This is a genomic window from Prevotella melaninogenica ATCC 25845 (assembly GCF_000144405.1).
Lineage (GTDB): Bacteria > Bacteroidota > Bacteroidia > Bacteroidales > Bacteroidaceae > Prevotella > Prevotella melaninogenica.
The window spans coordinates 696,866-719,421 of sequence record NC_014370.1 but is presented as its reverse complement, the minus strand read 5'-3'; the positions used below and the strand labels follow the sequence as shown (position 1 = coordinate 719,421).

Annotated in this window: 15 protein-coding genes; 7 read left to right on the top strand and 8 right to left on the bottom strand. The window is 39.3% G+C overall.

Features of this window, described 5'->3' with window-relative positions; all coding sequences use genetic code 11:
* The first annotated feature begins 45 nt into the window (after positions 1-45).
* The gene (locus HMPREF0659_RS02765) at positions 46-1,095 is read left to right on the top strand and encodes a YncE family protein (RefSeq protein ID WP_013264373.1); all 1,050 of its coding nucleotides are present in this window, start codon (positions 46-48) and stop codon (positions 1,093-1,095) included.
* Positions 1,096-1,852: 757 nt separating this feature from the next.
* Here HMPREF0659_RS02765 and nhaD read toward each other — a convergent pair.
* Positions 1,853-3,238: a sodium:proton antiporter NhaD gene (nhaD, locus tag HMPREF0659_RS02760; RefSeq protein WP_013264208.1), complete on the bottom strand. Its 1,386-nt coding sequence runs from the start codon at positions 3,236-3,238 to the stop codon at positions 1,853-1,855.
* A gap of 176 nt (positions 3,239-3,414) precedes the next feature.
* Between nhaD and HMPREF0659_RS02755 the strand changes: the two genes are divergently transcribed.
* Together HMPREF0659_RS02755 and ligA are read left to right on the top strand one after the other, a co-directional pair.
* Entirely contained in the window at positions 3,415-3,810 is a 396-nt protein-coding gene (locus tag HMPREF0659_RS02755; RefSeq protein WP_013264252.1) for a (deoxy)nucleoside triphosphate pyrophosphohydrolase, read from the top strand.
* 79 nt (positions 3,811-3,889) lie between these two features.
* Positions 3,890-5,911: an NAD-dependent DNA ligase LigA gene (gene ligA / locus HMPREF0659_RS02750; protein WP_013264259.1), complete on the top strand. Its 2,022-nt coding sequence runs from the start codon at positions 3,890-3,892 to the stop codon at positions 5,909-5,911.
* Between the two features lie 93 nt (positions 5,912-6,004).
* On the opposite strand, the gene HMPREF0659_RS02745 is transcribed toward ligA, so the two are convergent.
* Entirely contained in the window at positions 6,005-6,751 is a 747-nt protein-coding gene (locus tag HMPREF0659_RS02745) for a nucleoside-specific channel-forming Tsx family protein (RefSeq protein ID WP_013264981.1), read from the bottom strand.
* Between the two features lie 98 nt (positions 6,752-6,849).
* Between HMPREF0659_RS02745 and trmD the strand changes: the two genes are divergently transcribed.
* The 3 genes from trmD (at position 6,850) to HMPREF0659_RS02730 (ending at position 11,134) form a co-directional block, all read left to right on the top strand.
* Complete coding sequence (trmD, locus tag HMPREF0659_RS02740) at positions 6,850-7,527, top strand: tRNA (guanosine(37)-N1)-methyltransferase TrmD (RefSeq protein ID WP_013264987.1); 678 nt, start codon at positions 6,850-6,852, stop codon at positions 7,525-7,527.
* 44 nt (positions 7,528-7,571) lie between these two features.
* Positions 7,572-8,108, top strand: a complete 537-nt coding sequence (locus tag HMPREF0659_RS02735) for a DUF805 domain-containing protein (protein WP_013264644.1) — start codon at positions 7,572-7,574, stop codon at positions 8,106-8,108.
* A 716-nt stretch (positions 8,109-8,824) separates the two neighbouring features.
* The gene (locus tag HMPREF0659_RS02730; protein WP_013264957.1) at positions 8,825-11,134 is read left to right on the top strand and encodes a TonB-dependent siderophore receptor; all 2,310 of its coding nucleotides are present in this window, start codon (positions 8,825-8,827) and stop codon (positions 11,132-11,134) included.
* Between the two features lie 128 nt (positions 11,135-11,262).
* Here HMPREF0659_RS02730 and HMPREF0659_RS02725 read toward each other — a convergent pair whose 3' ends face one another.
* From HMPREF0659_RS02725 to HMPREF0659_RS02700, 5 genes are all read right to left on the bottom strand, one after another.
* Positions 11,263-12,174, bottom strand: coding sequence for a hypothetical protein (locus HMPREF0659_RS02725; RefSeq protein ID WP_227985692.1), 912 nt, complete (start codon positions 12,172-12,174; stop codon positions 11,263-11,265).
* Between the two features lie 1,051 nt (positions 12,175-13,225).
* Positions 13,226-15,292: a RagB/SusD family nutrient uptake outer membrane protein gene (locus HMPREF0659_RS02715; protein ID WP_013264240.1), complete on the bottom strand. Its 2,067-nt coding sequence runs from the start codon at positions 15,290-15,292 to the stop codon at positions 13,226-13,228.
* Positions 15,293-15,305: 13 nt separating this feature from the next.
* Positions 15,306-18,533, bottom strand: coding sequence for a SusC/RagA family TonB-linked outer membrane protein (locus HMPREF0659_RS02710; RefSeq protein ID WP_044045842.1), 3,228 nt, complete (start codon positions 18,531-18,533; stop codon positions 15,306-15,308).
* A 327-nt stretch (positions 18,534-18,860) separates the two neighbouring features.
* A complete protein-coding gene (locus HMPREF0659_RS02705; RefSeq protein WP_013264411.1) occupies positions 18,861-19,790 on the bottom strand; it encodes a hypothetical protein in 930 nt (309 codons plus the stop codon).
* Positions 19,791-19,831: 41 nt separating this feature from the next.
* Positions 19,832-20,389, bottom strand: a complete 558-nt coding sequence (locus HMPREF0659_RS02700; RefSeq protein WP_013264150.1) for a sugar O-acetyltransferase — start codon at positions 20,387-20,389, stop codon at positions 19,832-19,834.
* A gap of 164 nt (positions 20,390-20,553) precedes the next feature.
* Here HMPREF0659_RS02700 and HMPREF0659_RS02695 point away from each other — a divergent pair, with 164 nt between their 5' ends.
* The gene (locus HMPREF0659_RS02695) at positions 20,554-21,228 is read left to right on the top strand and encodes an MgtC/SapB family protein (RefSeq protein ID WP_013264514.1); all 675 of its coding nucleotides are present in this window, start codon (positions 20,554-20,556) and stop codon (positions 21,226-21,228) included.
* Positions 21,229-21,852: 624 nt separating this feature from the next.
* Here the strand turns inward: HMPREF0659_RS02695 and HMPREF0659_RS02690 are convergent.
* Entirely contained in the window at positions 21,853-22,374 is a 522-nt protein-coding gene (locus tag HMPREF0659_RS02690) for a GNAT family acetyltransferase (protein WP_013264638.1), read from the bottom strand.
* Positions 22,375-22,556: the final 182 nt, after the last annotated feature.

Sequence of the window (22,556 nt, the reverse complement as noted above, 5' to 3'; positions counted from 1 at the left end):
ACAAAACAAGATAACAATAAATTATAAACAAAACAACACGAAAAAATGAAAAAGAATCTTCTTACACTTGGTGTTATTCTTATGTCAGCACTTACATTTACGGCTTGTAGTGATGACAACGACTTTACTTACACACAGCCAGCAGTATCTAACACAGATGTATATGTTGCTTGTGCTGGTAACTGGAATCAAAACGATGGTACAGTGGGTATTCTCGACTATAACAGCGAGTCACGTCCAACTGCACCATACATCTACAGTGATGCTTATAGAACTCAGAATGGTATCGGAATCGGTGATGCACAGGACTTAATTGTCTTTGGAACTAAGCTTGTCGTTACCTGTACAACCTCTTCAAAGGTTGAAGTTTTGGATCGAATGGGTAAGAAAGAACAAACAATTAAGTTGCACAATGCCAGTCCACGCTATTTGGCAACAGATGGTAATTATGTTTACTTCTCTGCTTACAATGGTAAGGTATACAAGATGAACCCTAACAACACACAGAAACCATTGGTTGACTCTGTAGAAGTAGGCGATCACCCAGAGGCACTTTCTGTTGCTAATGGTAAACTTTATGCCAACATCTCAGGTTATGGTAATGGGAATACTGTAGCTGTTGTTGACTGTAACTCATTTAAAAAGACAAAGACACTTACCGTAGGTAAAAATCCTTACAACCAGAGTATTGCTGTTGGTAATGATGTTTACTTTGTATCAATGTTCAACAATGATGATGCGCTTGTACAGAAGATTAATGCTAAAAACGATGAGGTTAAAAAGCTATTCAAGGCAAGTTCAATTGCATACAGTGCTAAGAAGAACGCACTCGTATGCTTATATGCTACCTACTATGATACGAACAAGCGTTTCTTTATCTATGATCTCGCAACTGGAAAGGAAACCGACCTTGATATGACAGGCCTCAAGAATCCATCACAGGTTAATGTTGACCGTTATGGTAATATCTATGTTATAGATACCCCAAGCTATACAGCGCCAAGTGAAGTATTCTATTACTCTCCAGAGGGCAAACTCATTCAGGGAAAAATTGTAGTTGGATATAGCGCACAGAACGTTCGCTTTGCCAACTAAGATAAACTATACAGCTTGACTTTATGACTTAAGTAAAGCGTCAAACTCATCATAAAGTTTTATACAAAACACAGACACTATAAGGTCAAGGCTATATAAAACTCGCTATAAACGATAAATAGGAGGTGCATGACTTGTGCATCTCCTATAATTTTATCGTAGTAAAACACGGTAATAGCTCTTCCCACCTTACAAATAACAGATTGATTTCAAAGCTATAAACCATCCTAATAATTGGTGTTAAGCCTGCGCACAATTGGTGTTAAGCCTGCGCACAATATGTGCTGAGCCTCCACACAATGATAAAGAAAAGGAAGAAAGCTTAATGATAGATTTCTTTTCATATAGAGAAATAAGCATAATGATAAGGCATGCTTTCAATGTAAAAGATAACCCTTAACACTATTCACCAAAGACAATTCTGTATTTGTAATATTCTATCATCTTTCATTCCGTTTCTCTGCTTTCTTATAACAAAGCAATTTCTACAAAATAAGTTTTTCTGTCATTCCTATCAGCTAATTTAACCATGCAACCTACTGATTTACAACATATTTAAATAAAGTGTTAAAAGTGACAGCAAAACAAAAATAAAACTACTTTGTTGTATTTTCGTAAGATGGAAAAGATTCTACTTCTTACTTTACCTTTCATTTCCTAAAGAATAGAATAAGCCCTCACCTATCCACATGATTATATTCAGATTGGACAGATGAGGGCTTATGTTACTAAAATATAGTATTTTAAGAATTAGCGATTAAAGCGGAGTGGTAAAAATATATGTACGCATAATCCAGTATGAAAGGATACCAGCAATATAACCTAAGAAAGCAATCCACGTAATGCGCTTCATATACCAGCCAAAGGTAATCTTCTCAAGACCCATAACAACAACACCTGCTGCAGAACCAACGATGAGCATTGAACCGCCGACACCAGCACAATAAGCAAGCAACTGCCAGAAGATACCATCCACTGCCATATCTGGCTCTATTCCGATAGGATACATACCCATACTACCAGCTACGAGTGGAACGTTGTCAACAATAGCTGAAAGTACACCGATAATACCGGTCACAGCATAATGATTGCCATTGAAGGTTGTGTTCAGACCACTACCTAACTCCTTCAACACACCTACTTCCTCCAAACAAGCCACAGCCATCAAGATACCAAGGAAGAAAAGGATAGTAGACATATCGATACGACTCAGCAAACTACTTACACGCTTTGAGAATTGAATCTCATCACCTCTTTTCTTATGAAGATTACGATAGAATACCTCTGTCACAGTCCATAAAATACCCAATACGAGCAAAATACCAGCAAAAGGAGGTAAATCAGTAAAGAAGTGGAACAAAGGAACAGAGCAAAGACCACCTACACCGATAGCAAAGACTATCTTACGCTGGAACCCATTAAACTCCAAGACTTCACGATCACCCGACATATCACTTGACATATCATCATACTGAATATTACCTTTCAAAAGCATCTGAAGCAAGAATGCTGGTATCAACATTGAAACTAATGAAGGAATAAATATCTCACTGAGTACACCACCTGCAGTTATCATACCTGCATTCCACAACATAATCGTAGTTACGTCACCAATTGGAGAGAAAGCTCCACCAGAATTAGCAGCAATAATAACTAACGAAGCATAAATCATTCGGTCGTGCTTATCCTGTACAAGCTTACGCAAAATCATAACCATCACAATACTTGTCGTTAGGTTATCAAGGATAGCAGAAAGGAAGAAAGTCATAAAGGCAATCTTCCACAACAGACTACGCTTTGTCTTAGACCGCATTACATTCTTTACCCAGTTGAAACCACCGTTCTGATCAACGATTTCCACAATCGTCATAGCTCCCATAAGGAAGAAGAGTGTGGTAGCTGTATCGCCTAAATGCTCCGTTATCAAAGTATTTACAAACGACACAACCTTATCACCTGTTCCCGTAAAGTCTGGATGCATCAGCTGTACAAACGGTGCTGGATCAAACATGTAAAGTGTCCAGCAGAAAACAAACATCAATAAGGCAACTGCTGCCTTGTTAACCTTAGTAAGGCTCTCCATTGCAATGAGCGCATAGCCCAGCACGAAGACTACAATAATCGCAATTGTTAGTGTAGACATAAATGATTATAATTTCTAATATTTTATTAGTGTACAAAGATACGCAAAAGATATGAGTTGCCTATAAAGAATTGAAATTAATTCTAAGAAAGATAGACTTATTTGGCAAATTGTAGTATATTTGCAAATAAAGCAAGAAGTAAGAGGTCGAAAATAACCGAACGATAGATAAAATTATGGAAAAGAAACATCTCAACGTTGTCTGCGCTGTTATTCATGATGGTGATAAGATTCTATGTACACAGCGATTGCGTAAAGGTCCTAATTACATTGCTGAACATTGGGAGTTTCCTGGTGGTAAAGTCAACGAAGGAGAAAGTGATCATGAGGCTTTACGTCGTGAAATACTTGAAGAAATGGACTGGAATATCTATGTCGGAGCAAAACTTGGAAGCGTTGAGTATGACTATCCAGACTTTTCAATCAGCCTTACTGCCTATGACTGTATGGCACATGACAATAATTTTAAGCTTCTCGAACATATTGATTCCTGCTGGTTGAAACCAGAAGAGTTCTCAAAACTCGATTGGACTGAGGCTGATGCGGCACTTATCAAACAGCTTTGGAAATAATAGTAAGAAGTTTGTCTTTGCCTATTTCTACTTTTAATCATTTAATACGATTTACCATCGTCTATCAACAAACAAAACAATGAACAAAGAGATACAATCACTTGTTAATCAACTTAATGCTGCATCCGACGCTTATTACAATGGTCGTGACGAACTTATGACAGACTATGAATGGGATGCAGCCTTTGATAAGCTAAAAAAGTTAGAAGAAGAAACAGGTATTATACTCCCCGATTCTCCTACACAAAATGTATCTGCCGATAATGTTGCCGGTAAAAAAGAAGAACATGAGTTCCCTGCACTATCCTTGGCAAAAACTAAGAAGGTAGAAGACTTGGCCAAATGGGCAGAGAATAAACCTATATGGCTTTCATGGAAGTTGGATGGATTGACACTTGTTGTTACATACGATAATGGTAAACTGACAAAGGTTGTCACACGTGGAAATGGTCATATTGGTACCAATATTACTCATCTTTCTACGGCTATTGATGGTATCTTGCAAACCATTCCCTATAAGGGACATCTTGTTATCCGTGGTGAAGCTGTCATCAGTTATCCTGACTTTGAACAGTTTAACATGGAAGCAGAGGAAGAATATGCCAACCCTCGCAACCTCGCATCAGGCTCACTCACACTGAAAGACATCAATGAAGTAAAAGCCCGCCACTTGCGTTGGATTCCTTTTACACTCGTTTATACAGAGGAAGAAATAAACTCTTGGGGCGGACGCATGGAATGGCTTGAGCACCAAGGGTTCAGAGTTGTCGACAGAGAACTCATTGAACAGCCTACCGTTAACAACATAGAAGCGGTCATCCATCATTGGACAGAAAGAGTTACTGGTGTGAGTTCATCACCATTCCCCTACCCTGTTGACGGCTTGGTAATCTCATACGAAGACACCGTTTATGCAGCAACAGGTTCTGTCACTGGTCATCATGCCACACGTGCAGGCTATGCTTTTAAATGGCAAGACGAGAGTGCTGAAACAGAATTAGACTATATAGAATGGTCATGTGCTGCTTCAACCATTTCGCCTGTTGCCGTTTTCCGTCCTATTGAGTTGGAAGGAACAACCGTTAAACGTGCTTCCCTTTGTAATATCTCCGAATGTGAACGATTAGGGATTGGTGATAAAGGAACAAAGATAGCTGTTATAAAGGCAAATAAGATTATTCCAAAGGTTATTAACGTTATTGAAAGCGTTGGTACGTTCCATATTCCTGAGACTTGCCCAGTATGCCATTCTGCTACAGAAGTTAGCGAAAGCGAGGTTAGTGGAACACGCACACTACACTGTACCAATACACATTGTCCAGCCAAACAGCTAAAGAAGTTTGGTAGATTTGTATCAAAAGAAGGTGTAAACATTGACGGGCTCTCCGAACAAACCGTACAGAAATTTATCAATCTTGGTTGGGTACGTGAATATGCCGACCTTTTCCATCTTACAGAACATGCCACAGAACTGCGTACGATGGAAGGTTTCGGAAACAAAAGTGTCACTAAGTTATTGGCTGCTATTGAAAAAGCTCGTAATGTTGAAGCACGTCGTCTGCTCTTTGCTTTAAACATTCCCCTTGTTGGACAGGATGTTTGTAATCGTCTTTTATCAGCTTATCCATTGGAGGAACTTATTAAAACGGCTATAGAAAGTGCTGCAGAAGATGTCTTCTCAACCATTGCTGGTATTGGACCAGAGAAGAGTGCAAGTTTTGTGCGCTGGATGAAAGATACTGATAATCAGTCTATGCTACAGCATCTATTGGCCGAACTTAACGTTAGTCAGCCATCATCAGCACCAACTGGTGATAGTTGCCAGGGATTAACCTTCGTCGTTACTGGTGATGTTCATCATTATAAGAATCGTAACGAACTGAAAGCATACATAGAAAGTCAAGGTGGTAAGGTAACTGGTTCTGTTTCTAAATCGACGAATTATCTTATTAATAATGACGTAGAAAGTACTTCTGGAAAGAATCAGAAAGCAAAGGAACTTTCCATTCCTATTATCTCTGAAGATGAATTCATAGCTCGCTTTGCTCAAGTTACAGCACCAGAAACATCTTCACAACCAACAGAAGGAAGTCTATTCTAACAACACCAGATTTTACTAAAACATAGCAAAAGGAGACGATATACATATCGCCTCCTTTTCTTATCTTAAAATAATTAAGTTCTATTTATCTGCTTAGAATGTCCATTTAGCTGCCACTGTAGGGATAGCGTAGAAACGGTTATTCTGACCTTTGTCATTCCAAACGAAGTTATTGCTAATCTCAACCTCAGTACCCAAAGAGAGGTTTACATCTTTCATTCCCTTAAGCGTATTGAGATTAAACCAGAACTGAGGCTCAGAGAGAAGAATCATTTTACCATTAACATTTGGATCATACCAAAGGTCACAGAATCCAGAGAATGTACAAAGACCCTTAGCGAAGGTTGTACCCCACACCTCTGTCAACTGAAAACCACTGAAAGGATGTGCACCAGTGTGAGCATTCTTAAACTGATACTTATACATCAACTGAAGACTGAACGTTTTTGAAAAGTCTTTTGAAGCCCAGTTCCATGCTCCACCAAGAAGAACAGCATGCTGATAACGGTTACCATAATAGCTATCCATTGTTTTACCAGAACCTAAACCACCATTATACTCTATATGTGCAGCCCACTGCTTATTCTTCGTAAGATTAAACTCACGTGAAATCTCCCAATAAGCACCCATCACACCATCGCTCTTGTAGTCAATATCAGTAAACATATAGGTAGAACCCCATGTGTCAGGTTTGAACATTTCTACTGTTGTTGTTACTGACGTACGAGAACTTAGGTTCTTATAAAGACTATGACCTAAGTCATAATGCAACTGGACATCTTGTGCATTTGCACAACAAAAAGCTGCTACCATAATAGCGAGGGTAAAGAATCTCTTCATAACTGTTCTTAGTTTATATATTAGAATCTACGGCAAAGTTACAAAAAAATCCTAAACTATCAACGTAATAGCAAAAGATTAGTTAACTTTGTGCCTATATGAGAATAGATATCATCACCGTATTACCAGAGATGCTGGAAGGATTCGTACACGAAAGTATCCTTGCCAGAGCAGAAAAGAAAGGATTGGCAGAGATTCGTCTGCACAATCTTCGTGACTACACAAAGGATAAATGGCGCCGTGTTGACGACTATCCTTTTGGTGGACAAGCTGGTATGGTCATGCAGATTGAACCTATTGATCGATGTATCGCTGCTTTGAAGGAAGAGCGGGAGTACGATGAAGTTATCTTTACATCTCCTGATGGCGAACTATTTAATCAGAAGATTGCTAATGACCTCTCATTGGGAGGTAACTTCATTATTCTTGCAGGACATTATAAAGGTGTTGACCAACGTGTACGCGAGCATCTTATTACACGTGAAATATCTGTTGGCGACTTTGTTTTAACAGGTGGCGAACTACCAGCAGCCATTATTGCTGATGCTGTTGTACGACTGGTTCCAGGTGTTATCAGTGACGAACAGAGTGCACTCTCCGACTGTTTTATGGATGATATGCTCTCAGCACCTATCTACACCCGCCCTCGTAGCTATAATGGTTGGGATGTTCCTGAGATTCTACTCAGTGGAAACGAAGCTAAGATTAGACAATGGGAGTTTGATCAAGCAATGGAACGAACCAAAAGATTACGTCCTGATCTCTTGAAAGAATAAGACAAATGAGCATTTAAGATTAACAAATAAAACTATACTAAATTATGTCACAGTACAAAGAATTACCACAAGTTGAGTTTGCTGTAGCAGCACAGAACGCATTCAAGAAATTCTTTCAGTTCAATGGACGCATCCGTCGTTCTGAGTATTGGTGGGGCTTTCTTACCCTCTTCATCGCAGCTTTTGTTATATCATTAGTTCCCTTTGTTGGACCTCTTGTAGCACTTGTTCTTAGTATTGCAGGTATTTCTATGCAGTTCCGTCGTTTACATGACACTGGAAGAAGCGGATGGTGGTGGGCTGCCCAAGCTTGTGTGGGAACAATTTCTTGTACACTTTTCTTTGTGTCTTTCAACTTCAGCGCATATTTAGAAGCCATACGATCACAAGATATTCAGGCCGCAATGAACGTTTTGATTAGTGCTATAACAAGCATAACAGGTATCTTAGCTATCGTTTTCTATCTAATAAACATCGCCTTAGGTATTACAATTCTGGTTTTCCTTCTACAAGATAGTCAGCCAGAAGCAAACAAGTATGGTGAGTCTCCGAAGTATGTTCTTCAGAATACAGAGGTGTAAAAAACATTATTGTTGGGTAACGTAGTTAAAAGAAAAGAGACGACTTACCGTCTGACTAATAACTTTCCAGCCGACGTTACACTAAGAAACAGAACGTAAGCTACTACTTTGCTCAACATCTTCATAGAAACGTAATGGGTAATCTTCCATGTTTCAAAAGAACCAGTAAAGTAATAAAAAATCATTACATAACATCGTACAAAACATCTTCACCGAAAGGATATAACATCTCCAACAACCAAGCTCATAACATACAACAAATCAGCATATTACAGATTGCATCATAGAAGACGTCCCTCTTGCAGCAAGAAGGGCGTCTTCTTCATATAAGAAGAGCATGTTCTTGAACGTAGTTAGGCCTCTTCTTCCCTCATATACAGCCTTTTCTCTGAATGAAGAGGGAGTAATTACAGAAATATCCTTACAATTTCTACTTACCCGTTTAGCGTCCCCTCTTCAGCTAACAGCTTTTTCATAAGGGTAAACTAACATTCTATTTCTCGCTACATTTGAAAAGATACGGAAGTTAAACCATTCTTTCTAACTTTTACAAGTGCTCTCCCACAACACATAAGTAGGGACTTATTATTACATATTGTCACTCAATAACCTAACAGAAACTAATTTATACCAACTCTTAGGTATTGTGGTATTCATATTTTATATATACTTTTGCACCGCTTATAAATTATTTCAGGATCATTATATTTATCAATATGGTTAAAAGATTACACTCTTATCTTTTATTGACAGGCACCTTATTATATTCAGCAGTTCTGCCAATAAATGCACAAGGGAACACGGTGGGTAAAGTTCCAACAGACAGCCTTACACAAGACACATTGTTCTCAACTCCTTATCTGCACGACCAAGTGTTGCAGACGGTAGAAGTAATTGGACGTAACGAACGTTCATACAAGAATACCAACTCTTTCATCGGCACAAAGACAGAGACACCTTTGAAAGACATTCCACAATCTATCGGTTACGTAACAAAGGAGTTAGTGCGCGACCAAGGCGCAACCACAGTTAATGAGGTTGTAAAGAATATCAGTGGTGTAAACCAATATACCTTCTATAATGACTTCTCTATCCGTGGTTTCCGCACTACTGGTAACCGCAATTCTGGAAACCTTGTCAATGGTATGCGTGCACAGACAAGTCTTTGGAAACAGCAGTCATTGGCAAATATCGAGCGTGTTGAAGTCATCAAAGGTCCTGCTTCTGCTCTCTTCGGCAATGCTGCACCGGGTGGTGTTATTAATCGTGTAACTAAGAAACCACTACCTTATCAACGCAATACAGTATCAACAACCGTTGGTAGCTTCAACACACTGAACACCTACGGAGATTTTACGGGACCATTAGACAAGAAGAACACCCTTCTATATCGTCTTAATATCGGTTACGAACATACTGATTCTTACCGTGACCTACAGGAAAATACAAACTATATCGTTGCACCATCTTTCTCGTTTCTCCCAACACAAAGGACACGCTTTAACGTCGACATCGTTTATCAGCGCACCAATGGCAAGGTCGATCGTGGTCAGCCTATCTTTGGAGATGGTGACCTCAATTCAGTACCAATTAGTCGTTCGCTCTCTGCAACAAATGACTATCTTAAGGAGAACCTCGTGAATATTACGCTTGGTGTAACCCATAAGTTCACGGATAACCTCTCTTTCAATGCTACCTATCTGAACTCTTCCTATGATGAAGACCTCCGTGAACACAATCAGGCTAATGCGTATGTGAAGTTAGCCGATGGTACACAAAGTCCGTCACGCATCCTTATGCAGTGTCTTATACGCCAGCGTCACTTCCGCAACAATAGTTTCAACACCTATTTTAACTATAACGTAAGCACGGGTCCCGTTAATCATCGTATCCTCTTGGGTTATGACTATTTCCAAATGGCACAACAAGCAGGCTCATCAGCAATGACTGCAGGAGGCTATTTGCTAAAAGACGGTACGACAACAACAGCTTTCAAGCCTACAAACATTGCTAAGTACGTACTCGACAAGGATGGTAATCCACGAACGAATGTGCCTTACTATGACTTGACAAGTAATAATAACAACATTGAGCGTGACTATTCGAAGTATATCTTTGTCTCAACAGCACTCTCTCCTTACCTGCAGTATTCTCATGGTATCTACCTTCAAGAGCAGATGGAAGTAGGACCAGTGAAGCTTCTCTTGGGTATTCGTCAGGAGATATTCACCGATGTACTAAATTATAAGACTAATAAGGAAAGCCGTACTACACAGCATGCGTTCATTCCACGTCTTGGTGCAGTCGTTGCTATCAACAAGAATCTGAATGTGTATGGTACATGGGTAAAAGGCTTTGAACCACAGAGTGCATCCGTACAGGGTAACCCTAACACCGGTGGACCATTCGACCCAGAATACAGCCAGTTGTTGGAGGCGGGCTTGAAAGGTGAATGGTTTGACAAACGACTCAGTACAACCCTTTCTTTCTTCCATCTTCAGAAACGCAATACACTCTATAATGCCAACGATGCAAACAACCCTGAGTTGTTAGAACAGGTGGGAGAAGAAACTTCAAAGGGTATTGAATTTGATGTAGTAGGTTTCATTCTTCCTAATTGGAGTATCGTTGCTAACTATGCCTACACCCATGCTGCTATCACAAAGACTGCAACCAACTCAGAGAAAGACTATGGTATGCAACGACCAAATACACCACGTAACTCTTTCAACATTTGGTCAAAGTATATCATTCAGACAGGTGCGCTACGCAACTTTGGTTTCGGTCTGGGTTTCAATGCAGTAACAAAGCGTTACGGACAGGTTGGAAGACGTGAGAATACCATTATCTATCCTGGCTATGGACTCCTCAATGCAGCACTTTACTATCGTCTCCGTAACCTGCAGGTACAACTAAATCTCGACAACGCAATGAACAAAGTTTATTGGGTGGGTGGATATGACAAGCTCCGTTCCTTCCCAGGTGCTCCACGCAGCATAAAAGCTACAGTGACTTACAAGTTCTAAAGAGTTAATAAAACATCCTAATTAAAAAGCCTTCATCCATCTACAGAGCTATAGCTTTTGTAAAAGGATGAGGGCTTTTTCTATAAGTAACAACACACTATAAACCATGTACGCATCTTTACTCCCCACTACTTTGACAATGTATGTTTTTGTAAATAGGCATATTTACCAGGGAAAGGACAATCATAATCAATTGATTCCACACAACTAAACACTACATATCGATTGTAGACAACAAGGCTATAATGCCGATTTAACTCATACGCAAGTGAGTCTGTGAGCGGTTTATCATAGATTCTATAATCAAACTCTTTATTTCCAGTCACCCCATAAACGATTTCTGTATAGTCACTTACAGTACCACCTCTACTGACAGACAAGCCTCGATAACCCATCTTCTGCAAGGCTAAACGAACAGAATCAAGCTTTTCTATACTTAATCCTATCTTTTGTAGTTCTCTTTCCTGTTCTTTCTTCGACTCTATCTCATCACCTTTGAAATTAACTTCTTGCTTTGATGATACGCCCCAATCCGTCAGTTTTCCATGCTTCGAATACTCTACAGAGAACCCAGTACTGTCTGGCAACCAACTTCTTGTAACCTTAATAAGTCTCTCTATATTCTGCCGATTAGCCTTGTAGGACGCCTCCATCGTCTCAGGAGTACATTCTTCTTGTGGAACAACAGCAAAACCGACAATACACAACACCTGTAAGATATTAAAGCAATGGAGTCCAAGAAAGATATTGTTCACATAATTACGATACCAAACCGACTGTACAAGAGAACAGATATAAACAAGAACAATAGGTATTGAAATGAACCAACCAAGTATTGCAAAAATCATTAACCAGGAGAGCGAATCCTCTGGATAATCATCTTCGTAGAAGCTCAACATGATTGTAAACAACAGGACTGTTACAAGAACATATATCAAAAAACGTAGAAACAGCCAGAAGAAGAAACGATAATAGCTTTTACAAGAACCCTCTGCATCGACAACTACATCCTTTTGCTTACTTTTCTTCCTGGTATCCATCCATAGCCAAACACCAAGAACTATCAAGAAAAGCAAAATGTTAACAGCAAAAATAATCATATTGTATGTTGATTAAACTTTTAGGACATTATTGGACAAAGATATTTATTTATCTTCGAAATTACAAGAGAACAACTAAAACATTTTCATTAATAAAACGGCTAAATCCCACTTAACTTAGAAGCCATTTATTATACCTCGGTATCATAGATTTTTTATTTTCAAGTTGCTGTCATTTTAACATTTAAAGAAAACTTAGTGAATAACAGCCTATTACCTCACCACAAAGAATGACAGCAGTGACAGGAAAATTGATTTAAAGAATTGCCTATCGGGTTTAAGAAGAAATAAGTAAACTCCAAAAAATCACAAAACAAAGTAGCTGAAGGACATTGAAACAATGACAGCCAAGAAAAACTTTATTCGTATAATCACGATATCGAATAGCTTGAACCAGCGAGCAAATATAAATAATAATAAGAGGTATTGAAATAAACCAACTTCCAACAACAAATATCATAATCCAAATGCAAAAATCGCCTACATCTTCACCTACATACGAAGCGTATAATGTTAAGAACAGAAAGGCAGTAACCAAAGCAAACGACAACACACGTAGGGATATCCAAAAAAAGGAGCGCCAGTTCTTTTTGTAAAGTGTTTCTATTTTTACCGCTTCCCCACTCTTCGCACCATTACTCCAATGACTCGCTAATAGTGATATACCAAGAGCAAGAATACAAATTAGTATAATGATAGTAAATGCAAACATAATTAATTTATTGTACCAGAAAAGCCGACCGTATAAATAACAAGAAAGATCTCTTGCAAAGATATCCTTTTATTCTCACATATACAAGTGAAGCATCTATAAAGAAATGACTTCAACAACTTACAAGAAAGTTTTATCATGTATATATTGTAACTCGTCACACATGGGGTTGAGCATTAACTCCTTACAACATACTATAGAAAGAGGGTGTATCAATCGCTTGACACACCCTCAAACATTATCTGTAATCTATTTGATTATACTTTATTCAGCATAAAGTTACTTGATAGCTTCACCATTTGCCTCAACTGGCCAGTAGATATTCTGATACAAGTTAGAGTTCTCTGCGTTACCATCAGGTGAACAGAGCTGCATCTCCTGATAAGAGAATGGAGACAAGTAGTGTGCCTGATAGAAGGTGTAACCATTATAGAGAATGTTGTTAGTCTTCTGAATCTGGTAAGGACGAACATACTTTGAAAGTGTCTTAGCAGACATTGTAGCCTTAGCATCGCCATCAGCAATAATCAGACTCACACCATTCTTATCAACGAAAGAAGGATTCTGATAGATCTGATCCCAGAAGTTAACACCCTCAATCTGATAGTTCTTCACCTGATCCAAAGCTGCCCAACGAATCAAGTCATCGTCACGAAGACCCTCACCAGCAAACTCGCTGCGACGCTCACGACGGATAGAATAGAGTGTTGCATCTACGGGATGACCAGCTGAGAATGCTGCCCAGTCGTATGATGGACGATTTACATCAGCCTCCTTAGTCATATCAGTTGCAGCAATAGTTGTTGAGATTGGAGCAGTGATACCAGCACGTGCACGCAAAGCAGTCCAATAACCTGTTGCTGTTGCATCCAATGAACCTGTACGGAGGTAAGAAGCCTCAATATAGTTGAGCATAGCTTCCTCAACACGGATGATAATCTGACCATCAACATCAGAGAAGGTCTGACCCAATTGCATTGCAGGATCATAGTTGTAGAACTTACGCTGACGATAGCCAGTTACGTCTCTACTTGCCTGGTCTGTTGCGAAAAGAGTTGCCGCATCGAATAAGAGTTTAGTAATGGTAGGTTTACCTTCTTTAACTCTTTGCTTATTAATTAAATCAATACTCTTCTGATCAATATCAAGGTCATTAGACTCACCGAACACGAAAAGCTGCAAACGCTCATCACGATCAGTCTTAGCTAAGTCTACAGTAGTATCACCATGATAGCCTGAACCAGAAGCATAGATAGGCAAACCATTCTTCATAAGGAATGACTCTACGAGTCCACGAGTCCAACCTGAAGACAAGCCACCACGCAGTTTGTTTGATGTGAGGTGAGCTACGTTGATATCAGTATTGAATTCTCTCCACAATAGAACTTCTGGATACTTTGCCAAGTTTGGACTTGCAAACATATCATAGTATGGATTCCAGCCATTGAAGTTACCAACAGTACCAGGATTCATTACGTGGTTATTCTGAGTTGACAATGGTACAGCATCACACACCTTCTTAGCTGCATCAATCGCTTGATCAAGGAAGAAATTAACCTCATCATCCTGATTGATAGTGAAGTTCTTGTTCCACTCCTTGTTCTTACCTGGCCAGTTAGCATCACCTGGCACACGACCAGTTCCTCTGTGATACTTCTCGAAGGTTGCTTCATAGAGTGCCATTCTTGACTTCATAGCCAAAGCAGCATTCTTATTGATGCGCACCTTATTAGCAAAGTTCACCTGCAACTTATCAATAGCCTTATCCATATCAGAAAGAATCTGACGTGCAACAAGGTTACGAGGCTGACGCTTACTTGCTTCTACGAGGTCTTTATCAATGTTTAACTCCTCAAGCATGATAGGGAAGTCACCGTAAGTCTTCAACTTATCAAAGTAGAGCATAGCTCTGATGAAGTAAGCTTCACCCATGTATTGATTGATGAGTTCTGGTGTACCAGTTACTTCTCCTTTGGCAATCTTTGCTTCACTTTCATTAATGAATTTATCTACATTTCTGATAGCATACACATCAAGACCTCCTGCTGTTGGGACTTTCCACTGGTCCTGTAGGTACATTCCTGAGTTTCCACTTCTTGCAGCTTGGTTATCTGTACCATTATCAAATGTAGCAACACCTCCAAACCAGCCACTATTATTAGGGAAAATACTTGTATAGTAGTTGATGGTGAATGTACCAAGTTGATCTGCAGTTTTGAAGTATTCGCTTGGTGAAACCTGATCAAGAGGTTTTCTATCAAGGAAATCATTACATGAAGTAACAGTCATGCCAAGGCACAGCAATGGTAGACCACCTTTTAGTATATCTGAAATAATCTTTTTCATAATTCCGTTATGTTTAGAAGTTAAGATTCAAACCGAATGAAACAGTTCTCTGAAGAGGATAAATCTTTCCAGGTCCCCAGTCTCCTCCTGTTGCTTCAGGGTCGAAAATCTTATTCATCTTAGTGAATGTAGCAAGGTTCTCAGCAGAGAAATAGAAACGAACGCGGCTTGCACCAATCTTGCTTGCAATAGCAGCAGGGAGAGTGTAACCAAGCTGAATATTCTTGATTCTCATGTATGCTGCGTTCTGTAAATATCTGTCGCTTGTCTGGAAGTTTTTTGAACCTGCACCGAAGAGAGGTCTTGGATAGAAAGCATTTGGATTAGGTCCGAAGTTGGTATCGGTAGCTGGACGCCAGTAGTCAAGGTGATCCTTAAATGCTGCACTCTGCCACAAACCTGTATTAGCACCAACGCTATAAGGAGAAGCATCCCAGAAGTCACGCTTACCAACACCCTGCATAAAGATGAGGAAGTCAAAGCCCTTCCAGTTAGCATCCAAAGTAATACCGAAACGATAACGTGGCAAAGAGTTACCAATCTTGGTCAAGTCACCCATATCATTGTATGTGCTCTTACCAGAGTTCACTTTCTTATCACCATCAAGGTCTTTGTACATAACATCACCGGCAGCCCAGTTAGAACCCCATGAAGGCTTATTATTAGCCAACCATTCGTTCATCTGCTGATCAGTCTGTGCTATACCTTCTACTTTATAACCATAGATATCGCCCATACGCTTACCTGCACACCACTGAGAAAGCAGTCTGTTTGGATTATAGAAGTTCGTAATAGTCTGGTAATCATCAGAGAGAACGAGCTTGATACCATAGTTTACTTGTCCAACTCTGTCTCTCCATCTTACTTCTAAGTCCCAACCATTTGATCTCATATCACTATTATTCTCTTTTGGCTGTGTCGCTCCGAGAATAGATGGCTTAACAGGTGCAGGACCTACCATATCCTTTGTTGTACGAACGAAGTAATCGAATGTTCCTTGAAGTTTGTTATTGAACAATCCGAAGTCAAGACCGATGTTCCATGACTGTACTCTCTCCCAAGTTAGGAAAGGTGATACAAGACCAGGAACGCTTGATGTATTAACGCGTTCGCCATTGATAATCCATGCAGAAGAGTTTGAGCTAATAGGCTGTCTGAGGAACCAAGGATAGAGCTGGTCTGTATTTGTATTACCAAGTGAACCGTATGTTAATCTCAACTTAAGAGTATTAACTGTCTTATTAAGAGGCTTAAAGAACTGCTCGTTAGCAATATTCCAACCGAGTGCAATAGATGGGAATGTTCCCCATGTCTTATCCCCAATGAAACGTGAAGAGCCGTCTCTACGGATAGAGAACTCAGCCAAATAACGTGAGTCATAAGCATAGTTGATACGACCAAACATACCCATTGTTGACCAGTGTGTGTTAGAGAAACCACGTCCAACAACTTTATTAGTTGCATTGTTGAGGGTTGGCACTAATGGTGTTACAAGGTCAGCTTGAGAAGCACTGAGGTAAGTATAAATATTAGACTCCATGTCCAAACCAGCAAGGAACTTAAATTCATGCTTGTCATTGAGGGTCATGTTATACTCAGTGAAGAAACGTCCATTGTAGTAATTATTCTTAGACATAGCCTCACCAACATTAGACTTTCCTGCTGCATAGTCTCCACTCCATGCTGCAGCTATTGGATGTTGATCTGGATCATAATAGTAGATAGGCAACACGTCCCAATGGTTGTGGTAGTTAGTTGTATTGTAGTTACCTTCTAATCTTATCTTCCAACCCTTGATTGGTCGGAACTCAAGAGCAAGCTGCTGGAAGAGCTTATCCTCTTGGGTTGCATCAATACCACCATTCTCCATCTGTAAGATCTCATTTCCATGTACATAGTGACCATTTGGGTCGTAAACAGGGTTGGTAGGCCAGCGGCGTGCGATATTATGGAAGAAGAGTCCAGTCATATAAGATGGTCTGCTATAGTCTTCACGAATCCACTTAGAGTTATAGGTAACTGTTGCCCAATCAGTGAGATTTGCTGTAACCTTAGAAGAGAAGTTATATCTCTTCAACTTATCCTTACCATGACGGATCAATCCACGCTGACTTAAGATAGCTCCACTGATATAGTAGTTCACCTTATTACCACCACCACTTACAGAAATATTATGTTCTGTTGAAGGAACGGCAGACCTATACATCTCCTTGAACCAGTTGGTATTGTCCCAAGAACCTGTGTACATACTCCAAGGCTCATTAGCAGCAGTACCCTGCCAAGTCGTAGTTACCTCTTCACCAGGTGCAGGTGTGCCATTGATATGGTTTTTAATCTTGTTCAGCATATCCTGGCTGAATGGAGCATTACCACCACTATTAGCAGCAGCATCATTCCAATAGCGTGCGAAGTCATATGAGTTAGGCATCTCAGGAATCTGAGTTGCAGTAGAGAAACGTACGTTACCATTATAAGAAACGTTCATACGACCTTCCTTACCACTCTTGGTTGTAACGAGGATAACACCAAACGCAGCACGTGAACCATAGATTGCACTTGATGAAGCATCCTTCAATACAGAGATACTCTCGATGTCATTTGGAGAAATAGAGTAAAGATCACCCTCTGAACCATCGATAAGTACGAGTGGAGCAGCATTAGAACCATCACCAATAGTTCCTATACCACGAATGTTAAGTCCCATACGGCTCTTCAATGAACCACCCGCATTGCCAACGCTGAAGTTCAAACCAGGAACCTCACCCTGCAATGCCTGAGCAACACTCGTTACAGGACGAGACTCAAGTTGCTTTGAGTTTACAACAGAGACAGCACCAGTAAGGTTAACCTTCTTCTGAGTACCATAGCCGACAACAACAACGTTCTCGAGCATCTCACTGTTCTCTTGGAGAGTAACCTTAAGGTCCTTACCACTCCAAGTTACCTGCTGGGTCTTGTAACCAACATAAGAAATAGTAAGTGAAGATCCAGAAGCAACGCCTGCAATCTCAAAATTACCATCAAGGTCAGTCACACTTCCCTTTTTCTGTCCATTACTTACGACAAAGACAGAGGCACCAACAACAGGGTCTCCATTATTGTCGACAACAGTTCCTTTACATACAGACTGCTGTTGAACAACAGCTGCATTCGCTTCGTACGTAATGTTGGCATGCAGTAAACTTGTACTGAACAAAGCCACCATCAATAAGCTCGTAGTCCTTTTTCTTTTTAGGTACATAGGCTTTAAGTATACTTTAGGTTAAAAAATGCTTTTAGGTTTATTAATCGCAAAGTTAAATCATTTTAAACGTCCATTCTACAATTACATGTATAAAAGATGTTAAATATGTGTTTTGTTTAGTTTATTGTAATAAAAACAACCGCAATTCATACATTCTTTTGCACTTTTCTACATTAAACAAGACCTGACAGCGACTCTTTCAGGCACATGGATAACATGCTATTCTACAAAGGAAGCTCAATCGAGAAAAAAGAGACTGATTCTACTACTATCAAGATTATACATTAATTAATAGATAAAGATACTTTTCAAAACCACATGAAGCTATTTTAATAAATATAACTTGAATAGAGCTATCAGAGTTTCTTCCGTCAGTTCATCCTCTGTTACATTTATATAGTAATGCCCATAACTATATGAAAATCTTTTGTTCTTATCAGGTTTATCACGACACACATTGATATATACACTCCTCGTGAAGTCTAATATATTTGAATTTAGGAACAACCACTTTGCAACTGTTTGTGTCAAGTTCCCATATTTATTACTGAGTTCATCGGGCGTCATCGCTGGTCGAAGAAAACACACATGAAATCCGTTATAGTGTGTAGATAATTGTGTACAAGGGGAACTATACGCATAACCCTCAGACGTAGAGACATTCCAACTCTCCGCCAACTCAAATGTCTTAAAGTGTCGTGTCAAAGAATCAATTTGAGGGATGAGCTGTTGAATAACTTCTGGCTTATTATTCTTCACAGCATTACATGATATTTCCAAAATATCAATCAAACTTCCTCGTCCAACATCCACCTTACGTGAAGAGTATTCAGCCCCATCTTGCAAGTCAAAGAAAAAACAAGTCTTTAGTTGAATACCAAGCTTCTTACGTACAAAGGTTGTAGAAGAAAACACAGCATAACGCAGCAATGATGCTATTTTCATTTGACAAAGACTATCAGTGATTTCTTTCTTATTGCCTTTTAAGTCCTTGTAAGCAAGTATGTATGTTCGTTCTGAGAAGTGTGAACCCTTGATTACTTGCAAAGCGTACTTCTCAGACTCCCCGTCTACAACAATATACTGTTGTGAGGCGAGAGGATTATACAACTCCTTAAGTACAGGCGCATAGAGTTCATAATCCTGCTTACTACAAGGGGAAAGACGGTTCTGTGCTACCGAGGCTATCGCCATAAAGAGTAGCAATGAAAGCAACAAAACCTTAATAACATAAGTACTATAAAATTCTTTCATATCTTCATCTTCATGCTCTTGATCGTAATTAAGGAAGCACCTTACTCTTCCAGTTTCCGAATCACCCTACAAGGATTACCAGCTGCCACAACACCGCTTGGGATATCATGTGTAACGACAGAACCAGCACCAATCGTAGTATTATCGCCTATCGTCACACCCGGCACGACAACGACATTGCCACCTATCCACACATTATTCCCAACATGAATAGGTAGTGCATACTCTATCTTCTTATTACGCTGCTCAACATCAAGTGGATGACCAGCAGTATAGAAGGCGCAATTAGGTGCAATAAAAACATTATCGCCGAATGTCACCTTAGCCTCATCGAGAATCACACAGTTAGTATTAGCAAAGAAATTCTCACCGACTTCAATGTTATAACCATAGTCACAGAAGAACGGGGCAACAATAAACATTCCCTCTCCTGCCTTACCAAACAACTTTCTAAGGCGTTCCATGCGTTCCTCCCTACGTGAAGGAGGAATCTGATTGATTTCAAAACATTCGTTCTCGCAGTAGTATAAGTCTTTTAAAACTTCTGGGTCGTTTGCTTGATAAAGCATCCCTTTCTGCTGTTTCTCCTTCTCTGTCATAATCTTGACTTTAGCGTTTATATGCACAAAGATACAAATCAATTTCTAAGAAACAGAGAATTTCATTCATGAAAAAATAATTTTAGGGAAGAAAAGAGTGAGATGCGTGAAGTTTTTTGTATTTTTGCGACAACGCTTTATTCATTACATAATAAAGAAAGAACATGAACATGATAACTTATGAATTTGTACTGAGACTATTCGTAGCTGCTATGTTAGGTGGTGTGATTGGCTTGGAGCGTGAGTATCGTGCAAAGGAGGCTGGTTTCCGAACCCACTTCCTTGTAGCATTAGGTAGTGGTTTGTTTATGATTCTATCACAGTTTGGCTTTGATGATGTACTCGCCCATTACGAGCGAGTGTCACTCGACCCCAGTCGTATAGCCTCACAAGTAGTAACGGGTATTGGTTTCATTGGTGCGGGAACAATTATCTTTCAAAAGCATGTGGTACGCGGACTGACAACTGCAGCAGGTCTATGGGTAACATCGGCTATTGGTATGACTGCAGGTGCAGGAATGTATGTACTCTCTATTGCAACAACTGTCCTTGTCTTGCTCTGTTTGGAAGCACTTTATTTTATACTCCAACACTTTGGCACACGCAATATAACCGTTACTTTTAGTACTCCAAAAGAAGAAAACATTCAACCTGTCTTGCAACGATTACGCGATAAGGAGATTATTATTGATTCCTACGAGATGACACGCAAAGACACTTCTTCAGGTCATTACTTCGTTGTAACGATGGAAATGAAGTTCAAACGGAAACGTTATAAGAATCATCTCCTTAACTTTATGGCTGAATTTGAAAACGTAACTGTTGAAACTATGGAGTAAATAGGAACTGAAAAAAATGGTTCTTCTGTTAAACCCAAATCGATGTTTAACCTCTAATGACCGATTTTGGTTTAACACATAGATTGAAAATAGAATAAAGACCGATACATTTGCATAGTAAGACTATCCTAAATAGATAGTCTTACATAGAAGACAAATTACAAGATAAAATGCAAATAGATACTATCTCTTTCTGTATTCTACAAATAGCTTATTCCCACATTATTGGTATTTGTAAACTATTTTCATGCAACTCAAAACCAATATATGCTCTTTTGGCTTCTTATAGACGCCCTTTAAGCTTGCAAAAGGTGCCCTTTAAGACCCTTACTAACGCCCTTTTGAAGTCCAATTAAGCACCTTTTCTCAAACTACTTCATAAACAACTGATTTACTGTTGGTTACAAACTTGCTTTTTACACTTGTTTTTGCCGTTATTTATAGATACTTTACCAGAAACTATGTAATGATTTTTCAAAGCCATATCTACAAGATTTTCTTCATGTAAATGATTTCTTCTTTTTACAAAATAGCTCAGCAGTAGTGCTTAGATATCCCCCAAAGTTGCTAAGATGAAGGAGTAAGATTCAGACGATCAAGGAGTAGATAACCACTCACAAAATACTAAAAAACGCGCTGAAAAGCTAATCTACTATCTCCATTCTCAACATAGAGAATACCACAATAAACGAAACCTAAACGAATCAAAGAAGCCTGCATCGGGCGATTATCTGCATGGGTATCTATACGAATAGAAGAGGTAAATGCCGAACAATAGTTGATTGTGTCAGCCATTACACCATGTACACCTTCCAAAGAAGCCACACGATGGATGACATAATAAGGTTGGTCATCAAGCCAACTACCATTATCAATACGGTGGTAATTTGGTTCTGGACCCGCCTTAGCTACAAAGGTTGCAATAGGTTTCCCACACTCATAAAGTAGATAACAATCACCTTGTGCAATGTCACGCCTTATAGTACTCTCCGCAGGATAATTTGCTGACCATTGATTAGGATTACCAGTTTTAATCATCTTTGCTTTCCCCTGCTCAATTAGGTTCGATACTATAGTAAAATCATCTGTTGATGCTTTGCGGATAGTACGATTAGATGACAGATTTATTGTTTTCTCCTTTGTCATAAGATTTATACTTTTCTATTTCTAACGAGGCAAAAATACGAAGAAAAACTAACATCAAGTTCCTAATATAAAAGAAAGTTGTACAAAACGAAAAATAAAGAATACCACACTGATAATAAATAGAGAAAAATAGTATGAAAAATAATTGCGAATAAAGAAATTAATATGTATTTTTGTCCTCA